Source organism: Pseudoalteromonas rhizosphaerae (genome assembly GCF_902498845.1).
Lineage (GTDB): Bacteria > Pseudomonadota > Gammaproteobacteria > Enterobacterales > Alteromonadaceae > Pseudoalteromonas > Pseudoalteromonas rhizosphaerae.
Genome location: NZ_CABVLM010000006.1, coordinates 99,185 through 117,544 on the forward strand (window position 1 = coordinate 99,185; position 18,360 = coordinate 117,544).

General features: G+C 36.5%; 19 protein-coding genes. 15 read left to right on the forward strand and 4 right to left on the reverse strand.

The genetic code is table 11. The features are described from left to right. Positions 1–4: 4 nt before the first annotated feature. The 4 genes from PSR9079_RS10935 to pseI are packed head-to-tail and all read right to left on the reverse strand — an operon-like array spanning position 5 to position 4,407. Positions 5–1,531 (reverse strand): class I adenylate-forming enzyme family protein, encoded by a 1,527-nt coding sequence (locus tag PSR9079_RS10935; RefSeq protein ID WP_149981511.1) that lies wholly within the window; start codon positions 1,529–1,531, stop codon positions 5–7. Further along, on the reverse strand, positions 1,521–3,116 hold the full coding sequence (locus tag PSR9079_RS10940; RefSeq protein ID WP_149981513.1) for a hypothetical protein: 1,596 nt from the start codon (positions 3,114–3,116) through the stop codon (positions 1,521–1,523). The genes PSR9079_RS10935 and PSR9079_RS10940 overlap by 11 nt, the downstream gene beginning before the upstream one ends. Next, complete coding sequence (locus tag PSR9079_RS10945) at positions 3,113–3,361, reverse strand: hypothetical protein (RefSeq protein ID WP_149981515.1); 249 nt, start codon at positions 3,359–3,361, stop codon at positions 3,113–3,115. The genes PSR9079_RS10940 and PSR9079_RS10945 overlap by 4 nt, the downstream gene beginning before the upstream one ends. A gap of 5 nt (positions 3,362–3,366) precedes the next feature. Continuing rightward, positions 3,367–4,407 (reverse strand): pseudaminic acid synthase, encoded by a 1,041-nt coding sequence (pseI, locus tag PSR9079_RS10950; protein ID WP_149981517.1) that lies wholly within the window; start codon positions 4,405–4,407, stop codon positions 3,367–3,369. A 186-nt stretch (positions 4,408–4,593) separates the two neighbouring features. On the opposite strand from pseI, the gene PSR9079_RS10955 reads away from it, so the two are divergent. From PSR9079_RS10955 to PSR9079_RS11025, 15 genes are all read left to right on the forward strand, one after another. Beyond that, complete coding sequence (locus PSR9079_RS10955; protein ID WP_149981519.1) at positions 4,594–5,319, forward strand: cytidylyltransferase domain-containing protein; 726 nt, start codon at positions 4,594–4,596, stop codon at positions 5,317–5,319. 68 nt (positions 5,320–5,387) lie between these two features. Beyond that, positions 5,388–6,335, forward strand: coding sequence for an NAD-dependent epimerase/dehydratase family protein (locus PSR9079_RS10960; RefSeq protein WP_149981520.1), 948 nt, complete (start codon positions 5,388–5,390; stop codon positions 6,333–6,335). Next, positions 6,332–6,937, forward strand: coding sequence for an SIS domain-containing protein (locus PSR9079_RS10965; protein WP_149981522.1), 606 nt, complete (start codon positions 6,332–6,334; stop codon positions 6,935–6,937). The genes PSR9079_RS10960 and PSR9079_RS10965 overlap by 4 nt, the downstream gene beginning before the upstream one ends. After that, complete coding sequence (locus tag PSR9079_RS10970) at positions 6,930–7,928, forward strand: GDP-mannose 4,6-dehydratase (RefSeq protein WP_149981523.1); 999 nt, start codon at positions 6,930–6,932, stop codon at positions 7,926–7,928. Before PSR9079_RS10965 ends, PSR9079_RS10970 begins: the two co-directional genes overlap by 8 nt. 7 nt (positions 7,929–7,935) lie before the next feature. After that, positions 7,936–8,598 (forward strand): class I SAM-dependent methyltransferase, encoded by a 663-nt coding sequence (locus PSR9079_RS10975; RefSeq protein ID WP_054453867.1) that lies wholly within the window; start codon positions 7,936–7,938, stop codon positions 8,596–8,598. 8 nt (positions 8,599–8,606) lie between these two features. Further along, positions 8,607–9,410: a transketolase gene (locus PSR9079_RS10980; RefSeq protein ID WP_149981525.1), complete on the forward strand. Its 804-nt coding sequence runs from the start codon at positions 8,607–8,609 to the stop codon at positions 9,408–9,410. Beyond that, entirely contained in the window at positions 9,407–10,327 is a 921-nt protein-coding gene (locus PSR9079_RS10985; protein WP_149981527.1) for a transketolase family protein, read from the forward strand. The genes PSR9079_RS10980 and PSR9079_RS10985 overlap by 4 nt, the downstream gene beginning before the upstream one ends. Beyond that, positions 10,324–10,938, forward strand: coding sequence for an HAD family hydrolase (locus tag PSR9079_RS10990; RefSeq protein ID WP_179959172.1), 615 nt, complete (start codon positions 10,324–10,326; stop codon positions 10,936–10,938). Before PSR9079_RS10985 ends, PSR9079_RS10990 begins: the two co-directional genes overlap by 4 nt. A 1-nt stretch (position 10,939) precedes the next feature. Beyond that, positions 10,940–11,440, forward strand: coding sequence for an adenylyl-sulfate kinase (locus PSR9079_RS10995; RefSeq protein ID WP_149981529.1), 501 nt, complete (start codon positions 10,940–10,942; stop codon positions 11,438–11,440). Next, a complete protein-coding gene (locus tag PSR9079_RS11000; protein ID WP_149981531.1) occupies positions 11,437–12,210 on the forward strand; it encodes a class I SAM-dependent methyltransferase in 774 nt (257 codons plus the stop codon). The genes PSR9079_RS10995 and PSR9079_RS11000 overlap by 4 nt, the downstream gene beginning before the upstream one ends. Before the next feature lie 31 nt (positions 12,211–12,241). Beyond that, positions 12,242–14,530, forward strand: a complete 2,289-nt coding sequence (locus PSR9079_RS11005) for a PEP/pyruvate-binding domain-containing protein (protein WP_218939778.1) — start codon at positions 12,242–12,244, stop codon at positions 14,528–14,530. After that, positions 14,527–15,126 (forward strand): gamma-glutamyl-gamma-aminobutyrate hydrolase family protein, encoded by a 600-nt coding sequence (locus PSR9079_RS11010; RefSeq protein WP_149981534.1) that lies wholly within the window; start codon positions 14,527–14,529, stop codon positions 15,124–15,126. The genes PSR9079_RS11005 and PSR9079_RS11010 overlap by 4 nt, the downstream gene beginning before the upstream one ends. A gap of 1 nt (position 15,127) precedes the next feature. After that, entirely contained in the window at positions 15,128–15,883 is a 756-nt protein-coding gene (locus PSR9079_RS11015) for a phosphocholine cytidylyltransferase family protein (RefSeq protein WP_179959173.1), read from the forward strand. A gap of 9 nt (positions 15,884–15,892) precedes the next feature. Continuing rightward, on the forward strand, positions 15,893–17,194 hold the full coding sequence (locus PSR9079_RS11020) for a hypothetical protein (protein ID WP_149981538.1): 1,302 nt from the start codon (positions 15,893–15,895) through the stop codon (positions 17,192–17,194). Position 17,195: 1 nt separating this feature from the next. After that, positions 17,196–18,356, forward strand: a complete 1,161-nt coding sequence (locus tag PSR9079_RS11025; RefSeq protein WP_149981540.1) for a sulfotransferase — start codon at positions 17,196–17,198, stop codon at positions 18,354–18,356. The last annotated feature ends 4 nt before the right edge of the window (positions 18,357–18,360 follow it).

An 18,360-nucleotide genomic window follows, 5' to 3' on the forward strand; every position in this document is an offset into this window, starting at 1 on the left:
ACGCTTAATTACAACTCTCTAGATATGCTTGCTTGATACTCGGTTTATGGATTTTACCCATTTCGGTTTTTGGCAGCCTTTTCATCTCAAACAAAATTCGCGGTTGCTGATAGTCAGTAAGTTCTTTGAATAAATGCATTTGCAACTGCATTTTTGCATTCACTGGCGCAATATCATTACAAACAAAAGATAATAAAATGACTTCTCCAAATTTATCATCACTTACTCCAAAAGCCGCACACTCAGCAATCCAAGGTAAGTAATTAGTTACCAACTCAATATCGCTCGGGTAAACATTGACCCCGCCCGATTTAATAACTTCTTTTGTTCGACCAACATAATAAAGATAATTATCATCATCCAAATAACCAAGGTCACCAGTAAAAAAATAACCATCACTGTCGTAACTCTGCGCAGTTTGCTCTGGTAAGTTATAATATTGTGCAAACGCAGTTGGTGAGCGACAAGCTATTTCACCGATATTACCATTAGACAAAGTATTACGTTCAGCATCACATATTTTTATTTTCAGATTTGGTAAAGGCTTACCTACACTATTGATCGGTACATTCGGCTCGGTTATATCAAAATCACTGATCACCCCCATTTCTGATGCCCCATAACATTCATGAAAACGGCAATTCAAGGCTAATAACAGTGACTTTTTGTCGTCGCTTTCAAGCGTTGCAGAAGATGATACAACACACTTCAAGCTTGTTAACTGCGCTTTTGCTAACTCTGGGATCAAGGCCTTTAGTTGACTTGAAACAGCAAATAAAAAACTAATTTTATGAGTATTGATTGCATCAAGCCAAGCATTAACTGAGAACTTGGGTAAAATAACTACACTTGCGCCCAACATTAGTGGCATCAGTAAAGAGCGCTGTGCAAGTGAATGATATAAAGGTGTTGAAACCAACACAACATCGCTTTTATCTAATTGGTAATACTGAGCCGTCGCATCAAATGCGCGAACAATTTTAGTCGCTTGAGTAAATACTATTGGCTTAGGTTGACCAGTAGAACCTGAAGTCATGGTAAGAATATAAGGTAAATTGATATTTTCTACTGGAAACTCATCATATTGCGCCGTGGATGCAGACATTACATTGACCAAATCAATCAAGTTATCACTATTGCCACCTATCGTAATTATATTGTCGGAAGCTAAAACATCATTATTAACAAGTTGTTCAGCCACACTTATCCATGCTATAGCATACTCGCAATCAGCTACTTGTAACGCTTTTGATAAAGCCTGTCCTTTAAGAGTTAGTGGTAATGGCGCAAGCGCAATACCCAGTTTAGCCGCAGCTAATAAACAATATGTAAACTCGAGGTTATTTGGACAAAATAACGCAACTTTATGTCCTTGCTTAATTCCTAACTGAGTCAGGCCAGCAGCTAAAGAATCAACCTTATTTATTAGTTGTTGGTAGTTAATTTGGGTCTGTTGATATATACACGCAATTTTCTCAGGTTGAGTAACCGTATGTGATTGAACAAGCTGGTATATATTTTTATTGTGCATTTGGGTCCCACATTACAAAATTAAACTGCTCATCGGCCAAAGGAAATAACTGTTGCGTTACTTTATATTCTTTTGAATGTATTGGTATTGCCACAAATCCCATATAGCGATTTAGCAAATTTACAAATTTGTTGTCTTTATGGATCACCGCAAGCCAAATAGCATTGGGATGACTCGCTTTACAAAACTCAAGTTGCCATTGAAGGGTCAGCATAGCCAAATTAAAAGGCACATCATTGCACGCCGTAAACCATCCACCATATAAATAATCATTCGATTTTTCAGATATATGCTGATGCCATACATAAACAGCAGGAATACCTCTTTGTTCAACAACGTATGATTTCCTTTCACTTCGAAACCACCATAGGTAATGATCGAGTCTTGGAATATCATTACTGACAGTCATCTTCTGTGAATTACTTGGTAAGTTCCTAGCAATTAAGTAATTATTTACATCGCTATCCTCAACCTCACGTACTGCATATTCTGTTGTAAGTTGGCCAATGTAGTTTACTGCTCCTACTTGGACATTTATATCAGTGACGTGATACGGCTGCGCTTGCAAAATTGCAGCAACTCTCTTTACACCTAAGCCATCAACAGTAACGGTAGCTTTATGACGTAGTCTTTTAATACGAGGTAAATAACTAATAAGATCTGCCAAACGAGTACCCAATAAGATCGCATGAGAATCTAAAAATTTATCTAAATGTAGAAAGTGTCCTAACTGTTGTAAATGGGTAATATCATTTTCTTGATTAACTGCAATAGAAAATGTAATTGCAGGTACTTTTAATGCGGCCAGTTCATATAATGATGTACCCAATGCTCCAATAAATAGATCAGTATTGCGATATTCATTTGCTAGAGACAAGGGAGAACATAAAATCGTTATGTTTTTAAATTTCTCTTCAAGGCGAATAATCGCTTGTTTATTTTCTGCTTTCGGACCAATTACAATCGTAAACTGGACCCGACTATGTAGATAATGAGGTACAGAATTAACTAATGATGCAAAAATGCAAAGATCGCCACCGCCACCCAAAGAGCAAAAAATATTCGTTTTATTTTTACTTTGCGAAACGTGCGTATCCAAAGCCAACGCTTGGCTAAAAGAGGGAGCTAATAATGAAAAATCCGGCCCTAAAAAATGACGAGTTTTTGCTGGTGATTTTTTATCATAACGTTTTTGGGTTAGCTCCCCCATCCACTTAGCATCGAATAAAAAGTCACAATAATGGTCTCTGCCAAGGTCATCAAAAACCGCTAATTTATTGCCCTCGCTATAAATTTGTTTTTCATATTCAACGTCTAAATCGTAATGATCCAGTATTACCAAATCAGCATTTGAGGTTTTTATTACTCTTAATAAAGTAGCAATATCTTGTTGAGACGCCGTTTCAACAAAATGTATATCATCACATACTAGTTCTTGTATAAAAGGCGCTACATCAGCTTTTTGAATATCCAAAACCAAAGTTATACTTGCCTGAGCATTTGACTGCAACTCAAGCAACAGCCATTTTATACGCATTAAATGTCCAATGCCTAAACACGTAGAAACTCGAGCTACAATATTCATTGCTTACTCAATAGCGTTTCAATCAAACCACCCACGGTTGCATTATTCTCATCCATAAGTTCATCTGGACTCAGATGAATATTTGTAAGCATCTCAAGCTCCATGATCATGCTAAGAATTTCAAATGAATCAATGCTACCTGAGCCAATAAAATTAAAATTATTAATATTTTGCTTTGAAATACTAATACCTCGTGCGATTAAAAAATCACAAAAAAAACCCTGCAACAGCTCTTCGTTTATCATGCTAATTATTCCATATCCTGCCAACATAACTGTGTACCACGAGGTAAAAACAGGCGCGCTTTCCTACCAATAACATTCGGTAATTCTTTCGGGGCTAACTCACCACCACCCGGTCGAAGGTTCGCAACATTATCAATGGTTAAAACATCTCCTGATGCAACATCTTTAGTCGTGTATAAGCAACGGCGATTAGGTGAAGGTTTAAGGGGATAATGTATTGTTCCAATAGCTTTTTCGACTTGTCGAACACCATGTATTAATGCTTTAAGTTCATCTGGTGTCATTGAAAAAAAACTATCAGCCGTTTCATTATCTTTGCTTAATACAAAGTGTTTTTCGATAACATGGGCGCCAAAAGCGACTGATGCTATGGGTACATCATTCCCTAAAGTATGATCAGAAAGTCCTACAGGACATTTAAAACTATCCGCTAGATGAGGAATTGTGGCTAAATTTATCGACTCCGCGGGAGCTGGATAAGTACTAGTACATTTTAATACACACAGCTCTTTAACGCCTGCTTGCTCTGCAACTTGAACCGCATCAGTTATTTCAGCTAGGGTTGCACCACCTGTTGACATAATCATCGGCTTTCCAGTCGCAGCCACCTTTCGAATCAGATCATGATCTATCAACTCTGGCGAAGCTATTTTATATGCAGGTGAATCAAAAGATTCCAATAAATCGACTGCAGAATCATCAAATGGTGAAGAAAAAATAGTGATACCGATTTCATTCGCCAGCTGAATTAAAGGGGCGTGAAAATCCCATGGCATATATGCCCCTTCGTATAAATCATATAAATATTGTCCTTGCCATGGACCTGTTGCTTCAAAATGCGGTAATTTACAATCCATTGTTAAAGTATCTGCGCGGTAAGTTTGTAACTTTATCGCATCAGCTCCGGCCTCTTTTGCGGCTCTAACTAACGCTTTCGCCTGCTCTAAATTTTGACCATGGTTTGCTGACATTTCGGCAATAATATACACAGGATGACCTAGCCCAATTTTTCTACCATCGATGGTAATTTCAGAATTAAACGCCATTTGCGCCCCTTAAATTGCACTGTCAAAAAATCATTAAATCAAAGCAAATTTCATACCTAATTATCTACAATAGCTTACAATTTGATAAACTATATTGATCCAAAAGGATTTTAACTTTTAAGTTATGTGCAAGAGTGTAATGATTTGCTATATTTATCTCAATAATAATTACGATTACCAGTGACCATGTCTGATGTATTAATAATAATTCAAGCACGTATGACATCAACCAGATTGCCTGCCAAAGTGATGTTGCCGCTGTGTGGCAAACCCGTGTTACAAATTATGCTTGAACGCTTACCAAACTGGCACGATCAAATCATTGTCGCAACAACTAATGATGGCACTGAGCAGCCTATCTTGGATTTATGCACACAGCTGAATATTAAAACCTACCAAGGAGATACACAAGACGTACTAAGCCGCTATTATCTAGCAGCTAAACACTATGATGCTCAATCAACTACAACCATAGTTAGGTTAACCAGTGATTGCCCACTGATTGATGAAGTGCTTTGTACGCAAGTAATTAATAAAAGAACTAGTCAAAATTATGACATGGTTAATTTAGGCCCGCACAGTGGTTACCCTAGGGGCCTAGATTGTTGTGCTTTTTCTTTCAAATTATTAGAAAATACTTATTTAAAAGCCACATCACCCGCCGATCGTGAACATGTGACGTTAGGCATGGCAAAATTTAATACCATAACGACCCACACATTCAGTGCGCATGAAGATTATAGCCACTTTCGCCTAACACTTGATGAACCAGACGATTACAAAGCAATTACCGCTGTTTATGATCACTTTTTGAATAAAGTTGATTTTTCTTATAATGATTTAATAAAAACATTAAAGGAAAACCCTCACATCACCGATATAAATAAACACGTAGAGCAAAAATCTACTTAAGTTAGGCATAATAATTGTATGTCATTGAACATTATATTTATGACTACCAAAGAATTAGAGAATATTAAATGAATCCAAAAACAATATTAGTTACCGGTGCAACTGGCTATAAAGGAACCGTATTGGTTCCAAAGCTACTGGCTTTAGGCCATCGCGTAATCGCGTTTGACATCCAATGGTTTGGTAATTTTTTGCCCTCTCATGACAACCTCTCAGTCATTAAAGGTGACGTACGCGACACTGATACGATTAACTTAGACGGTGTGGATTCTATTATTCATCTTGCTTCTATCGCAAACGATCCCTGTGGTGATTTAAACCCTAAATTAACATGGGAAGTGAGTGCGTTAGCAACTATGCGCTTAGCCGATAAAGCAAAGCGCTGTGGAATAAAACAGTTTATTTATGCGTCATCGGGTAGCGTATACGGCGTTAAAGATGAAGAGCAAGTAACTGAAGACTTAACGCTTGAGCCTATTTCTGAATACAACAAAACGAAAATGGTTGCAGAGCGTGTACTTCTTAGTTATGCCGACGACATGGCGGTACAAATTTTACGCCCAGCAACTGTATGCGGTTTATCTAAACGAATGCGCTTAGATGTTTCTGTCAATATGCTGACAATGCAAGCTCTAAAAAATGGAAAAATCACAGTGTTTGGCGGCGATCAAGTCAGACCAAATATTCATATTGACGATATTACTGATCTCTATATTTATATGCTGGATAATCCAGAGAAAGTCTCTGGTGTCTTTAATGCAGGGTTTGAAAATATCTCAATTATGGATATAGCAAAAATGGTACAGGCTAAAATAGCATGTGAGATTGAGGTTACTCCTTCAAATGACCCTCGTTGTTACCGTATTAATTCAGATAAGTTACTATCTACCGGTTTTACACCCAATAAAAATGTCGACACAGCCATTACCGAAATTATTACAGCTTACAAACAAGACTTACTTAAAGATGAAGACCATTTTTACAACCTTAAATGGATGCAAAGAGAAGTTTTATGACTAACAACCAATCTGCAACCACTATAGCCAAGGATTCAGTGAAAAACCTGACAACAAACTATGTGAACACCCTAACGGATGTATTAAAACAGTTAGATAGTGAACAAGTTAAGAGTCTTGTTGATACCTTACTTACTATGAAGGCAAATAACGGCACTTTATATTTATGTGGCAATGGCGGCTCAGCAGCAAATGCAATCCACCTTGCAAATGACTTTACATTTGGTATTAGCCCAGAAGGTAATGCATTAAAAGTTGAAGCATTACCAGCAAACAGCTCTGTTTTAACTTGCCTAGGCAATGACATTGGTTATGAAAATATTTTTGCACATCAGCTAAAAGTTAAAGCAAACAGCAATGATATTTTACTTGTTTTATCTGGTAGCGGTAACTCTGAAAATATAATTAGAGCGACTCAACAAGCACTCGACATTGGCATGAAAACAGTGGGCATTTTAGGGTTTTCTGGCGGTCAAGTTAAGCCGATGCTTGACCAAGTTTTCCATTTCGAAGTCCAAGATATGCAGATATCAGAAGATACCCAAGTTATTGTCGGGCATATTTTAATGAAAGCTCTATATCAGGAATTACAGAATGACTGATTCACCAATTATTGTAATAGGAAGTAATTCATTTTCTGGCGCTTCGTTTTGCTCGCACATGCTAAAGCAAGATAAAAAAATAATCGCGATCAGCCGCTCAGAAGAACCTGTGAATGCATTACTTCCTTATAAGTGGCTAGATCACCAAACACAAAACTTAGCGTTTAAGCAACTCGATCTAAATTATCACTTAGATGAAATATTAGCACTCATCAAACAAGAAAATGTTGGCACAATTTATAACTTTGCAGCGCAAAGTATGGTTGGCCAAAGCTGGGAATATCCTGAACATTGGTTTATGACCAACGCAGTATCAACCATAAAGTTACACAATGCACTTCGTCAACTCGATAGTTTAGATAAATACATACATATCTCTACACCTGAAGTATACGGCAGCTGCGAAGGATTGGTTCCTGAGCATAGGAACTACCAACCAAGCACGCCCTATGCTGTATCACGAGCCGCTGCCGATATGAGTCTTCATACATTTTCTGATGTTTATGATTTCCCAGTTGTTTTTACTAGGGCAGCCAACGTGTACGGTGAAGGACAACAACTGTATAGAATAATTCCAAAAACAATACTATCTATATTATTAGGCAAAAAGCTACCGCTTCATGGTGGCGGCTACTCTACCCGCTCATTTATCCATATTGATGATGTGTCTAGTGCAACACAGTTAATTGGAGAGCAAGGACGTAATGGCGAAATTTATCATATTTCAACAGAGCGTATGATCACAATCCGCGCAATTGTGGAGATGTTATGCAAAATGTTAAACGTCCCATTTGAACAGACATGTGAAATAACAGGTGATCGACTTGGTAAAGACGCTGCTTACCTGCTTGATACTCAAAAAATCAGATCAGAATTACAATGGCAAGACAGTATTTCACTCGAAGACGGCCTTGCCAAAACAATTGATTGGGTCAAAAGCAACCTTGATACTCTAAAAACACAACCACATAACTATATTCATAAAGCCTGAGGTATTCATGCTAGGAAAAGAATTAGATTTATTAAAAAACTACCCTAAATCAAAAAGAGACACTAAGGGAAGAGCCAATGTAATTACCGAAGCTGATAGAGAAATTGCTCGCCAATATGGTAAAGATTTTTTTGATGGTGATCGTACCTATGGATACGGTGGTTTTAGCTACATGTCTCGCTTTTGGCAACCGGTTGTTCCTGATCTTCAATCTCACTTTCAATTAACAAAAGAAAGTTCTTTACTGGATGTAGGTTGCGCCAAAGGCTTCATGCTCTATGACCTGCAACAGCATATCAAAGGTATAAAATTAGCTGGGTTGGATATTTCTAGTTATGCTTTAGAGCATGCCAAAGAAGAAGTTAAGCACTTACTTCAACAAGGGGATGCAAAGAGTTTACCTTTCGATGACGACAGCTTTGATGTCGTTATGTCAATCAATACTATCCATAATTTAGATGAAAAAGAATGTGCTATCGCGTTACAAGAAATTGAACGTGTAAGTAAAGGAAAGTCATTTATAACTGTTGATGCCTATCGAAATGATGAAGAAAAAGAGCGTATGCTCGAATGGGCATTAACCGCAAAGACCATCATGCATGTTGATGATTGGAAGGTATTCTTTAAAGACCATGGTTACACTGGCGATTTTTACTGGTTCATACCATAGAGATAACTATGAATTTAGAGCAAATAGCAGCAAAAATTCGATACACATTATGTGACGTATCGAGTAAAACAAAAACCCCACACTTGGGTAGTTCACTGTCATGTACTGATATATTAACAGCACTTTATTGGCAAGTACTCAATGTAGAACCATCAACACCATCAATGCCAAGCAGGGATTACTTCTTGCTTGGTAAAGGCCATGCTGCAAGTGCACTTTATACCACACTTGCCTATAGGGGGTTTTACCCAGTGGCAGACCTTTATCAACACGGGCAAACCGACTCTGTTTTTGAAGAGCACCCCGGTATAAACTCCCCTAAAGGAGTTGATACAGTTTCGGGATCACTTGGCCATGCACTTTCACTTGCAACAGGTATGGCATTAACCTGTAAAATTCAAAAAAGAACCAATCGCTTTTATGTTCTCATGGGCGATGGTGAGCTCAATGAAGGAACGATTTGGGAAGCGGCCATGTTTGCAGCCGGTAAACAATTATCCAATCTCGTTGCCATCATTGATTTTAATAAACTTCAAGGCACTGGTGAAAGCTGTGAAATAATGCACCTTGAACCATTAGAAGAAAAATGGCGGGCATTTGGCTGGCACACAATTCGCCTTGATGGTCATAATATTTCGGCTATCACCGACGCTTTAATGGATGCGCAATCTTACGACAAACCGGTGTGTATAATCGCTGATACAATTAAAGGAAAAGGTATTTCTTTCATGGAAAACGATAACAACTGGCATTATCGTATACCAACCCAAGATGAAGTTGAAAAAGCAAAACAGGAGTTGGGGTTAAAATGAGAAATGCATTTGCAAATTGTTTGACTGAATTAGCTAAATCCGACACCAGTTTAATGCTTTTCTACGCTGATATCGGTAATCGTTTATTCAATAACCTAAAAGAAATTGCTCCCGATAGAACAATCAATGCAGGTATCGCCGAAGCAAATATGGCCTCAATGGCTGCGGGCTCCGCAATGATGGGCCAAAAACCTTTTATTTATACTATTACGCCATTTACTACAGCGAGAAACTTTGAACAAATAAAAATAGATATCGCTTATCAAAACCAACCCGTTATCATCGTTGGCACGGGCTCAGGCTTATCGTACGCAAATTTAGGTCCCACCCATCATTCGTTTGAAGATATCGCATTAATGCGAAGCTTGCCAAATATGAATATTGTATGCCCTGCCGATTCAGACGAACTCAGCGTATTGATGCCCCAATTAATCAAACTCAACCAGCCGTGTTACTTTAGAATTGGTAAAAAAAATGAGCCAAAGGTTCACAAAATTTTACCTAACCTAAAGTTTGGACATGCATATACAATGCAAGAAGGTCAAACAGTCGCAATATTAGCAACGGGCACTATTATGCCACTCGCGCATGATTTACTCATTGAACTTCAAAGTAAAGGCATTAACGCCGAGCTTGTTAGTTTTCATACAGTAAAACCCCTTGATACTCAATATTTAGCCTTAGCTTGTGAGCGCTTTGAACATATAATCACTCTTGAAGAACACAATGTGAATGGCGGCTTTGGCAGTGCCGTACTTGAATATATTAGTGAACAACCTAAAACACCAAGAGTACACCGTTTTGGTATCCCAGATAGGTTTATTGATCAAGTTCATAGTACTGAAGATGCACGTAAAAAAGCAGGTTTAACTGTTTTAGATATAATCACAACACTAAAAAATAGAGCTGTAATATGATTATCGGTATCGATTTTGATAATACTATTGCTGACTATACAGGTGTGTTTCATCGCGTTGGAGTGAAATTAGGCTGGCTTCCAAAACAAGTGGGACAAACAAAAGAAGATGTGAAAGCATACTTTATTAATGCTGGAAATGAACCAAAGTGGACTGAATTACAAGGTATCGTATATGGGAAAGAAATTAACCAAGCTAAACCATACCTAGGTTGCCTAGAGGCAATAAAAAGCTTAAAAAAAGAAGGCCATAGTATTTTCATCGTGTCGCATAAGACTAAATACCCAATTATTGGTGATAAAACTAACTTTCATATTGCGGCCACTAATTGGCTAAAAAGTCATGGTTTTACTAATTGTACCGATGGACCTATAGCCTCTGAAAACATATCATTTCATGAAAAACAAGAAATAAAAATAAAGCGGATTTCAACTCTCCAATGTGATTTTTTTATTGATGATCTTAGTAGTGTCTTAAATAGCGCTTTATTTCCATTACCAACAAAAAAAATTCTTTTTAATCAAAAGCCACATCCGAGCATTGAGTTAAATACGGGTGATTGGAAGAAAGTTCATCCAATGATTAACTCTTTCATAAATAGGAGGAGTTAAAATGGTGATTTGGCTAACAGGTCGTCAAGGTGCAGGGAAGACAACCTTGGCAAAAATATTGCATAACATATTGGATGAAAAGTTAAATAAAGTAATCCTTCTTGATGGAGATAAACTGCGAGAGGTTTTGGGTAATCATAATTACGATAATGACTCTCGCTCAGCACTAGCAATGACCTATGCTAGGCTATCAAATATGCTATCTCAACAAGGAGCTACCGTTATATGTGCAACAGTATCCATGTTTCACAGTGTCAGGGAATGGAATAGGTCAAATAACGAACAGTATTTTGAAGTGTATATTAAAGTTGAACCTGACGTATTAATTAAAAGAAACCAAAAACAGCTATATTCTGAAGCTGCGCTAAATAATAAGAATTATCTACATGGGTATGATATTCCTTTTGAAGAACCATTAGCACCGGATTTAATACTTAATAATAACGGTCTAGAAACGCCGCTTGAAGCAGTCAACAAAATTGTAATGGAATTAATAAAATGAAAAAAAAACTTGGTGATTTCACTGGCCTAGCAAAAAATTACTCATTATATAGACCTAGTTACTGCCCTTTAGTATGTAAAGCCATTTTAGGGTTAGTCGATAAGAATAATAATGAGATCGATTTTGTAGATGTCGGTGCTGGTACTGGTATTTGGACTCGTATGATCAACCACGCTGGCTTAAATAGTACTGTCGCAATTGAGCCTAATGATGATATGAGAAAGCATGGTATTTTGGACAGTCAAAAAACAAACATCACCTGGGTAAATGGCTCTGGTGAAAATACAACGCTAAATGACAACAGTGCCGATTTACTTTCCATGGCTTCATCATTTCACTGGGTAGATTTTGAAAAAGCAATAAAAGAATTTTCTCGAGTACTACGCCCGGGCGGTTTTTTTACAGCAGTATGGAATCCTCGACATATTGAGTGCAATCCATTACTTGTCGAAATTGAAGAAAAGTTATATGAAATAGCGCCTCATATAAAACGCGTATCATCTGGGAACTCTGATTTTACCGATACACTAACTGAACGTCTAAAAAATGCCGATGTATTCTCCGATGCTATTTACTTAGAAGGGTTTCATACTATAAAACAAACACCTGAAGAGTATTTAGGCGTCTGGTGGTCAGTGAACGATATTCGAGCACAAGCAGGTGAAGATAAATTTATACAATTTATGGCTTTTGTCGAAGAAAAAACAAGCAACTTAGATTTTATTGAAACAACCTATAAAACAAGAGCTTGGCTAGCTAGAGTCCGTTAGAATGATTTTTACTACCAAATCGCAAAATCTAATGTCTTTACAGAACATTTTAACAACTGCGAAGATACTCCCGCAATTCTGTTTTACAGCAGAACAATGGAAAAATGAATCTAACGATGTTCTGAATAGTTTTTTTACATTATATAAATGGAGTGATAAAAAGCTAATTGTAAGGAGTAGTGCTGTCTGTGAGGATAGCGCCTTTCAATCATATGCTGGTTATTATGACTCCATACTCAATGTCGTAGGAGTAAAAAAACTAGAAAGTGCGATAGAAAGTGTTTATCAATCATTTGAAAACTACACCCCTAATGATGAAATATTCATTCAACCAATGCTGGAAAATGTAGACATTAGTGGAGTCGCTTTTACAAAAGATCCTTCTAACAATACGCCTTACTATGTTTTAAACTACTCATTGTCCAGTTCAACTGACGCCATAACCGCAGGTACTTCCAATGAGAATGTCAGTTATATATCAAAGCAATTTGATGGATTAGATAAAGATTCTTGGCAATTTAAATTATGCTCTCTATGTAAAGAACTCGAAAAAATATATGGGCTTGATGCACTAGATATTGAATTTGCAGTTGATAAAAACAAACATTTATACCTATTTCAAGTTAGACCCTTGATAATTAAAAGCCTAGATAATTTTTGCGATCAAGAACATTTTAAAATATTAAAAACGCTAGAAGCGACTATAAGCAGATTCATAAAGCCACACCCTTATTTAAATGGAGAACGCTCTGTTTTAGGCATTATGCCTGATTGGAATCCAGCCGAAATTATTGGTGTTCGACCTCGCCCACTCGCTCTTTCTTTATATAAAGAGTTAATTACCGATTCAACATGGGCATATCAAAGAAATAATTATGGTTATAAGCAACTAAGAAGCTTTCCTCTTTTACTTTCCTTAGCTGGCTTACCTTATATTGATGTAAGAGTAAGTTTTAATTCATTTATACCTAAAGATACACCTGATAGGCTTGCTGAAAAATTAGTTAATTATTATATAAACGAATTAAAAAATGCCCCCGAAAAGCATGACAAAGTTGAGTTTGATATTATATTTTCTTGCTTTACTTTAGATTTGAATGAGCGTTTAAAACGCTTAAGTGAAGCTGGATTTTCCGAATCTGAATTAATAACATTCACTGAATCACTAAAAAAATTAACAAATAATATAATTAAAAATGATGGCTTATGGAAAAAAGACATCGAAAAGATTAACACACTCCCTAATCGTCGAATAAAAATATTAAGTAGCGACTTATCTAAAGTAGAGAAAATCCACTGGTTACTGGAAGATTGTAAAAGATATGGCACACTTCCATTTGCAGGGCTTGCGAGAGCTGGTTTTATTGCGGTGCAATTTTTACGCTCAATGGTTGCTAAAAATATAATAACAGAGCAAGACTACAATAAGTTTTTGTCTTCAATTGCGACTGTTAGTTCCACATTAAAACAAGATTTCATTAACCTCCCTCTATCAAGTTTTTTACAGCAGTATGGGCATCTTCGCCCAGGCACATACGACATACTTTCTCCTCGTTATGACAAGGCACCAGAGCGTTACTTTAATCAATCAGATAAAAATGTTGAAGAGCAAACTTTCGATAACTTTACTTTGAGTTTAGAACAGCTTTCCGCCCTTAAAGAGTTATTAGAAAAAAGTGGCATTGAACATGATGTGATATCTCTGTTCTCATTTATAAAAGGTGCAATAGAGGGAAGAGAATATGCCAAGTTTATCTTCACTCATAGCCTAAGTGATGCCCTTGAGCTTATTACAGAGTTAGGACTTGAACATCAGTTAAATACAGATGATATGTCATATGTTGATATATCATCCATACTTAAAACTTATTCAAGTAGCGATGATCTACTAAATATTATTAAAAGCTCTATCGATACTGGGAAAAAAAATCACCTAAAAGCACAACAGATCACACTCCCGCCACTAATATCGAGTCCATCTGATGCATACTTTTTTAACTTGCCTGAAGGTGAACCTAACTATATTACACAAGGTAAAATAGTTGCCGAAACAACGATGAACCCAGCTGCACATGAAGAACTGGCAGGAAAAATTGTTTTTATTCCTTCAGCAGATCCTGGATTTGATTGGTTGTTTTCTCATCCAATTGCAGGGCTTATTACTAAATATGGGGGATGTAATAGCCATATGGCGATTAGAGCTGGTGAACTTAATATACCTTCAGTTATCGGCGCGGGGGAAATTTTATATGCAAAATGGCTTAAAGCCGAAAAATTAGAGCTAGATGCAAACAATAAAAAAGTGATAATTATCAGATGAAATTAATTGGTATAACACAACGAGTTGATATTCATCCAACCTATGGTGAACGTCGTGATGCTTTAGATCAGCGATGGTATCAATTCTTTTTATATTGCGGATTCATACCAATTCTAATCCCTAACTGTATAAAAACTTGTCGTGCTCTGCTTGCTAGAGTCCAGTTAGATGGCTTTGTTTTCACAGGAGGCAATTCGCCAATGCACTATGCTGGGGATGCCCCAGAAAGAGATGATGTAGAGGCTTTTCTAATAGAACATTGCGAAACTGTAGGCTTACCTATTCTAGGCGTATGCAGAGGCATGCAAATGATACAACTTCATTATGGTGGCTCGTTAGACTGTATAAAAGGCCACGTTAATAAGATAATTGAAATAAAAACGGATGAAGAGCAGTTACCTAGATTTGTAAACTCATATCATACTCTAGGGACGACTATAACAAAAAAGCCTTTATTAACAAAAGCTAAAAGTAGTGACAATATAGTCAAAGCAATAGAGCATAGCCACTATAGTATCTTTGGGATTATGTGGCACCCTGAAAGAAATACCCCCTACTGCGATGAAGATATACAACTTTTCAAGGATATATTTTAAAATGAAAGCCATTATACTTGCCGCAGGTACAGGCTCAAGACTCGAGCATTTAACAACAGATAAGCCAAAGTGCTTAGTGGAGTTATGGCACGAACCATTGCTTAAAAGACAATTACGCCAACTCAACTCTTTAGGAGTAAAAGACACATTAGTCATCACAGGGTTTAAAAGTGAAGCAATATTAGAGTATACAAATAACATTGTGATTAATACTGAATACGATAGCTCGAATATGGTATTCAGCTTAGCTAAGTCAATCGATTGGATTAAAAAACATGCTGACGAAGAATTCATTATTCTCTATGCAGACATTGCCTATCATACCGATACATTAAAAGAACTAATTAAGCATAAGTCTTCATTCCCTTTAACTGTCCTTGGTAATTTAAAATGGCAAGAACTTTGGGAAATGCGTATGGAAAACCCATATGATGACGCTGAAAGCTTTATATACAATGATCAATTAACATTAATAAATATTGGTAATAAGCTTACAAGTCAATCACAAGCAATGGCCCAATTTATGGGGATGTTTAAAGTAGAAGCAACAGTGCTAATAGAGCAACTGCAACTATTTATTAATGAATCTCATGATTTTAGTGTAAAAAATATGTATATGACTTCGCTTTTACAAAAATTAGCGAACCAATATTTCGTCGACGTACTTTTAATCGATGGTCGCTGGATTGAACTTGATACATTAGCTGATTACACTCTTTATAATAAACAAAATCGCCTTTTCTTTGGCTTAGACTAAGAATAATAAATGTATACAATAATATATGGTATAAGTTCACCGACAGAACTATTTTTAAAATCTTCAATCAATACAGGTAATAATCTATTTGCTTGTACGGATGGTGGAGAGTCCTACAAAGGCACTCAAGCTCTTAGCCTTGAAGATTTGGCGTTAGTCCCTCATGATCAAATTGATAGAATTATTATTTGTTCCATGTTTGTTTCTGAAATATGTAATGGTTTACGTGAAAAAGGCCTGCCATTAGAGCGCACTTATTTTTTTGACCATACAAAGAAAAAACTAATTCATTACAATGCATTATTAGCTAAGCAAGTCAGTAGTGAAGATATCTTATATGCCGTTTACGACCTATCAGTTCATTTAGCATGTTTTGATGTAATTAACTTTGTGGTGTTAGCTGAAATTGCGAGAATAGAGCAACATAAAACACATATTCAATTTATTTTAGTCCACGATCGTTCAACAGTCGGTGAAAACTTTAATACACTTCGATTTCATGATGCTGATGATTACGCATGGCGGATTGAGAAAATAGTCAAAACAGTTTTTACCTGTGTTCCTAGCTACATATCTATTACTGAATTTCCTTTTAAAGAGGACGCTTTTATTTTCCTTGCAACAAAAGAGAACGTCTTCCCTGAATCGTATTATACAAATAAAAAGTCACCTGCTATCAACACTCTCTTACTAAGAAGTGTACCTTTGAAATATGATATGAGCGTCCTCAGCGCACCTTTAGTAGGTAAAAATCTTGCTGCATCTTTTTTAAATTCATTACCCGATAATAAAAAGATCATCGTAATAACACTTCGAGAATACGAAGCGCAGCCAAAAAGAAATAGTGACATTGCTCAGTGGTCTGCATTCCTTGATTCACTTGATTTGACAATATATTGCCCTGTGATTATAAGAGATACATATCAAAGCACTGAAAAACCTGACGACAGGTTAAAAAAATACATCCACTGCCCCCAAGCTTCAATGGACTTTTGTGTCCGTTTGGCACTGTACGAACTAGCCTATATTAATATGGGAGTGTCTAGTGGGCCTAACTACAGTATTAGCTTTGTTAAGGGGGCCCGCTCTATAATTTTCCAAATGATTGATGAAAACAATCCTGCGAGCTCATCTTGGACAGCAAAGCGTTCGGGTTTAGAAATAGGAAAAGATTTTTTCTTTAATGATAGTAAACTTCAAATGACTATTTGGGAAAAAGACGACTTGAATCATCTACAGCACGCTTTCGATATATTAGTAGCGCGTATTAATACATTAACAAAAATCAATCCCCAACAAGCAGGTCAGTAATATGAACTTTAAAGTCGCGGTCGGAGTATGCTATGGCAGAGGGGGCTCTTTTTTTCTCCACTCACTCCTTGATGGGCATCCAGAAGTCATTAGCCTCCCCCCTTATATGATGAACTTGGCTCAGCATATTTTTAATACAGCGGATCTTGAAAATAAAGAATTTACCGAACAATTCATCTTAGACTTTAACAATCTATTTGTTGAAAGTTACTCTCAATGTGTTAGTAACCAGTATATTAACTTTAATAATAATATGGCTAGAACGCAAACAGGGTTACTAAATTTAGATAAGGAAAAGTTTAAAGAAGCGCTTATTTTAGAGTTAGAAAATAAGCCTAAAGCATTCAATATTCGATTTATAGCTATTCATATTATTATCTATCAGCTTCTAGGCATTAACACTTCAGATAAAAAAGTTATTTTTTATCAATTACATACTCCTAATTATACTGTAATGAGGAAAATGTATGACGAGTTCAATCACTTATTAGTTTGCCATTCAGTAAGAGATCCTATCGCGTCTTTTATTAGGATGTCTCTTGCTCATTGCAATGACTTGCAAAAGTTACCTGACTATGAAATATCGTTAGGGAGATCTACGGTTGAGTCATGCTTTAGACATTTCTTATATGCTGGAAGCGATCTAACTGGATGTGAAAACAGTAAGAGCCTAGCGATAAAGTTAGAACAACTCCATGCAACCCCTCAACAAACACTTCAACTGGTTACCTCATTTTTACAAATAGGATGGCATGATATTTTACTTGCTGAGACGATTAATCATGGTCAAAATTGGCAAGGGATCATCGGGGATACTACAGGCTTTAATCTTGAAAAAACATTAAACAATAATAGAAAGTATCGCTCTTATGTTGATGAATATGACTTAATTCGATTAGAAAAAATTGCTCGCCAACGTTTTTTAAAATGGGAATACCCTCTGCAATATGAAGATATCACAGAAAAATTAGATTTTGAAAAACCCTATGCTTTCGAGACGTTTTCATTAACTGTATCGAATAAAAATAAAAACCTAACAGATAGAAATGTTGATGCCGATATAACAGTCTGTAGAGGCGAATTACATACAGCCATCCTTAAAACGATCAATTATATGCCAGAGCAATTTGGTGCATTTACCTCAATTTCAACAAATGAGTAATTAT

Bases quoted from the DNA above. Each gene is read 5' to 3' on its own strand.
- PSR9079_RS10935 (WP_149981511.1), bottom strand. From the start codon at position 1,531: ATGCACAATAAAAATATATACCAGCTTGTTCAATCACATACGGTTACT.
- PSR9079_RS10940 (WP_149981513.1), bottom strand. From the start codon at position 3,116: ATGAATATTGTAGCTCGAGTTTCTACGTGTTTAGGCATTGGACATTTA.
- PSR9079_RS10945 (WP_149981515.1), bottom strand. From the start codon at position 3,361: ATGATAAACGAAGAGCTGTTGCAGGGTTTTTTTTGTGATTTTTTAATC.
- pseI (WP_149981517.1), bottom strand. From the start codon at position 4,407: ATGGCGTTTAATTCTGAAATTACCATCGATGGTAGAAAAATTGGGCTA.
- PSR9079_RS10955 (WP_149981519.1), top strand. From the start codon at position 4,594: ATGTCTGATGTATTAATAATAATTCAAGCACGTATGACATCAACCAGA.
- PSR9079_RS10960 (WP_149981520.1), top strand. From the start codon at position 5,388: ATGAATCCAAAAACAATATTAGTTACCGGTGCAACTGGCTATAAAGGA.
- PSR9079_RS10965 (WP_149981522.1), top strand. From the start codon at position 6,332: ATGACTAACAACCAATCTGCAACCACTATAGCCAAGGATTCAGTGAAA.
- PSR9079_RS10970 (WP_149981523.1), top strand. From the start codon at position 6,930: ATGACTGATTCACCAATTATTGTAATAGGAAGTAATTCATTTTCTGGC.
- PSR9079_RS10975 (WP_054453867.1), top strand. From the start codon at position 7,936: ATGCTAGGAAAAGAATTAGATTTATTAAAAAACTACCCTAAATCAAAA.
- PSR9079_RS10980 (WP_149981525.1), top strand. From the start codon at position 8,607: ATGAATTTAGAGCAAATAGCAGCAAAAATTCGATACACATTATGTGAC.
- PSR9079_RS10985 (WP_149981527.1), top strand. From the start codon at position 9,407: ATGAGAAATGCATTTGCAAATTGTTTGACTGAATTAGCTAAATCCGAC.
- PSR9079_RS10990 (WP_179959172.1), top strand. From the start codon at position 10,324: ATGATTATCGGTATCGATTTTGATAATACTATTGCTGACTATACAGGT.
- PSR9079_RS10995 (WP_149981529.1), top strand. From the start codon at position 10,940: ATGGTGATTTGGCTAACAGGTCGTCAAGGTGCAGGGAAGACAACCTTG.
- PSR9079_RS11000 (WP_149981531.1), top strand. From the start codon at position 11,437: ATGAAAAAAAAACTTGGTGATTTCACTGGCCTAGCAAAAAATTACTCA.
- PSR9079_RS11005 (WP_218939778.1), top strand. From the start codon at position 12,242: ATGTCTTTACAGAACATTTTAACAACTGCGAAGATACTCCCGCAATTC.
- PSR9079_RS11010 (WP_149981534.1), top strand. From the start codon at position 14,527: ATGAAATTAATTGGTATAACACAACGAGTTGATATTCATCCAACCTAT.
- PSR9079_RS11015 (WP_179959173.1), top strand. From the start codon at position 15,128: ATGAAAGCCATTATACTTGCCGCAGGTACAGGCTCAAGACTCGAGCAT.
- PSR9079_RS11020 (WP_149981538.1), top strand. From the start codon at position 15,893: ATGTATACAATAATATATGGTATAAGTTCACCGACAGAACTATTTTTA.
- PSR9079_RS11025 (WP_149981540.1), top strand. From the start codon at position 17,196: ATGAACTTTAAAGTCGCGGTCGGAGTATGCTATGGCAGAGGGGGCTCT.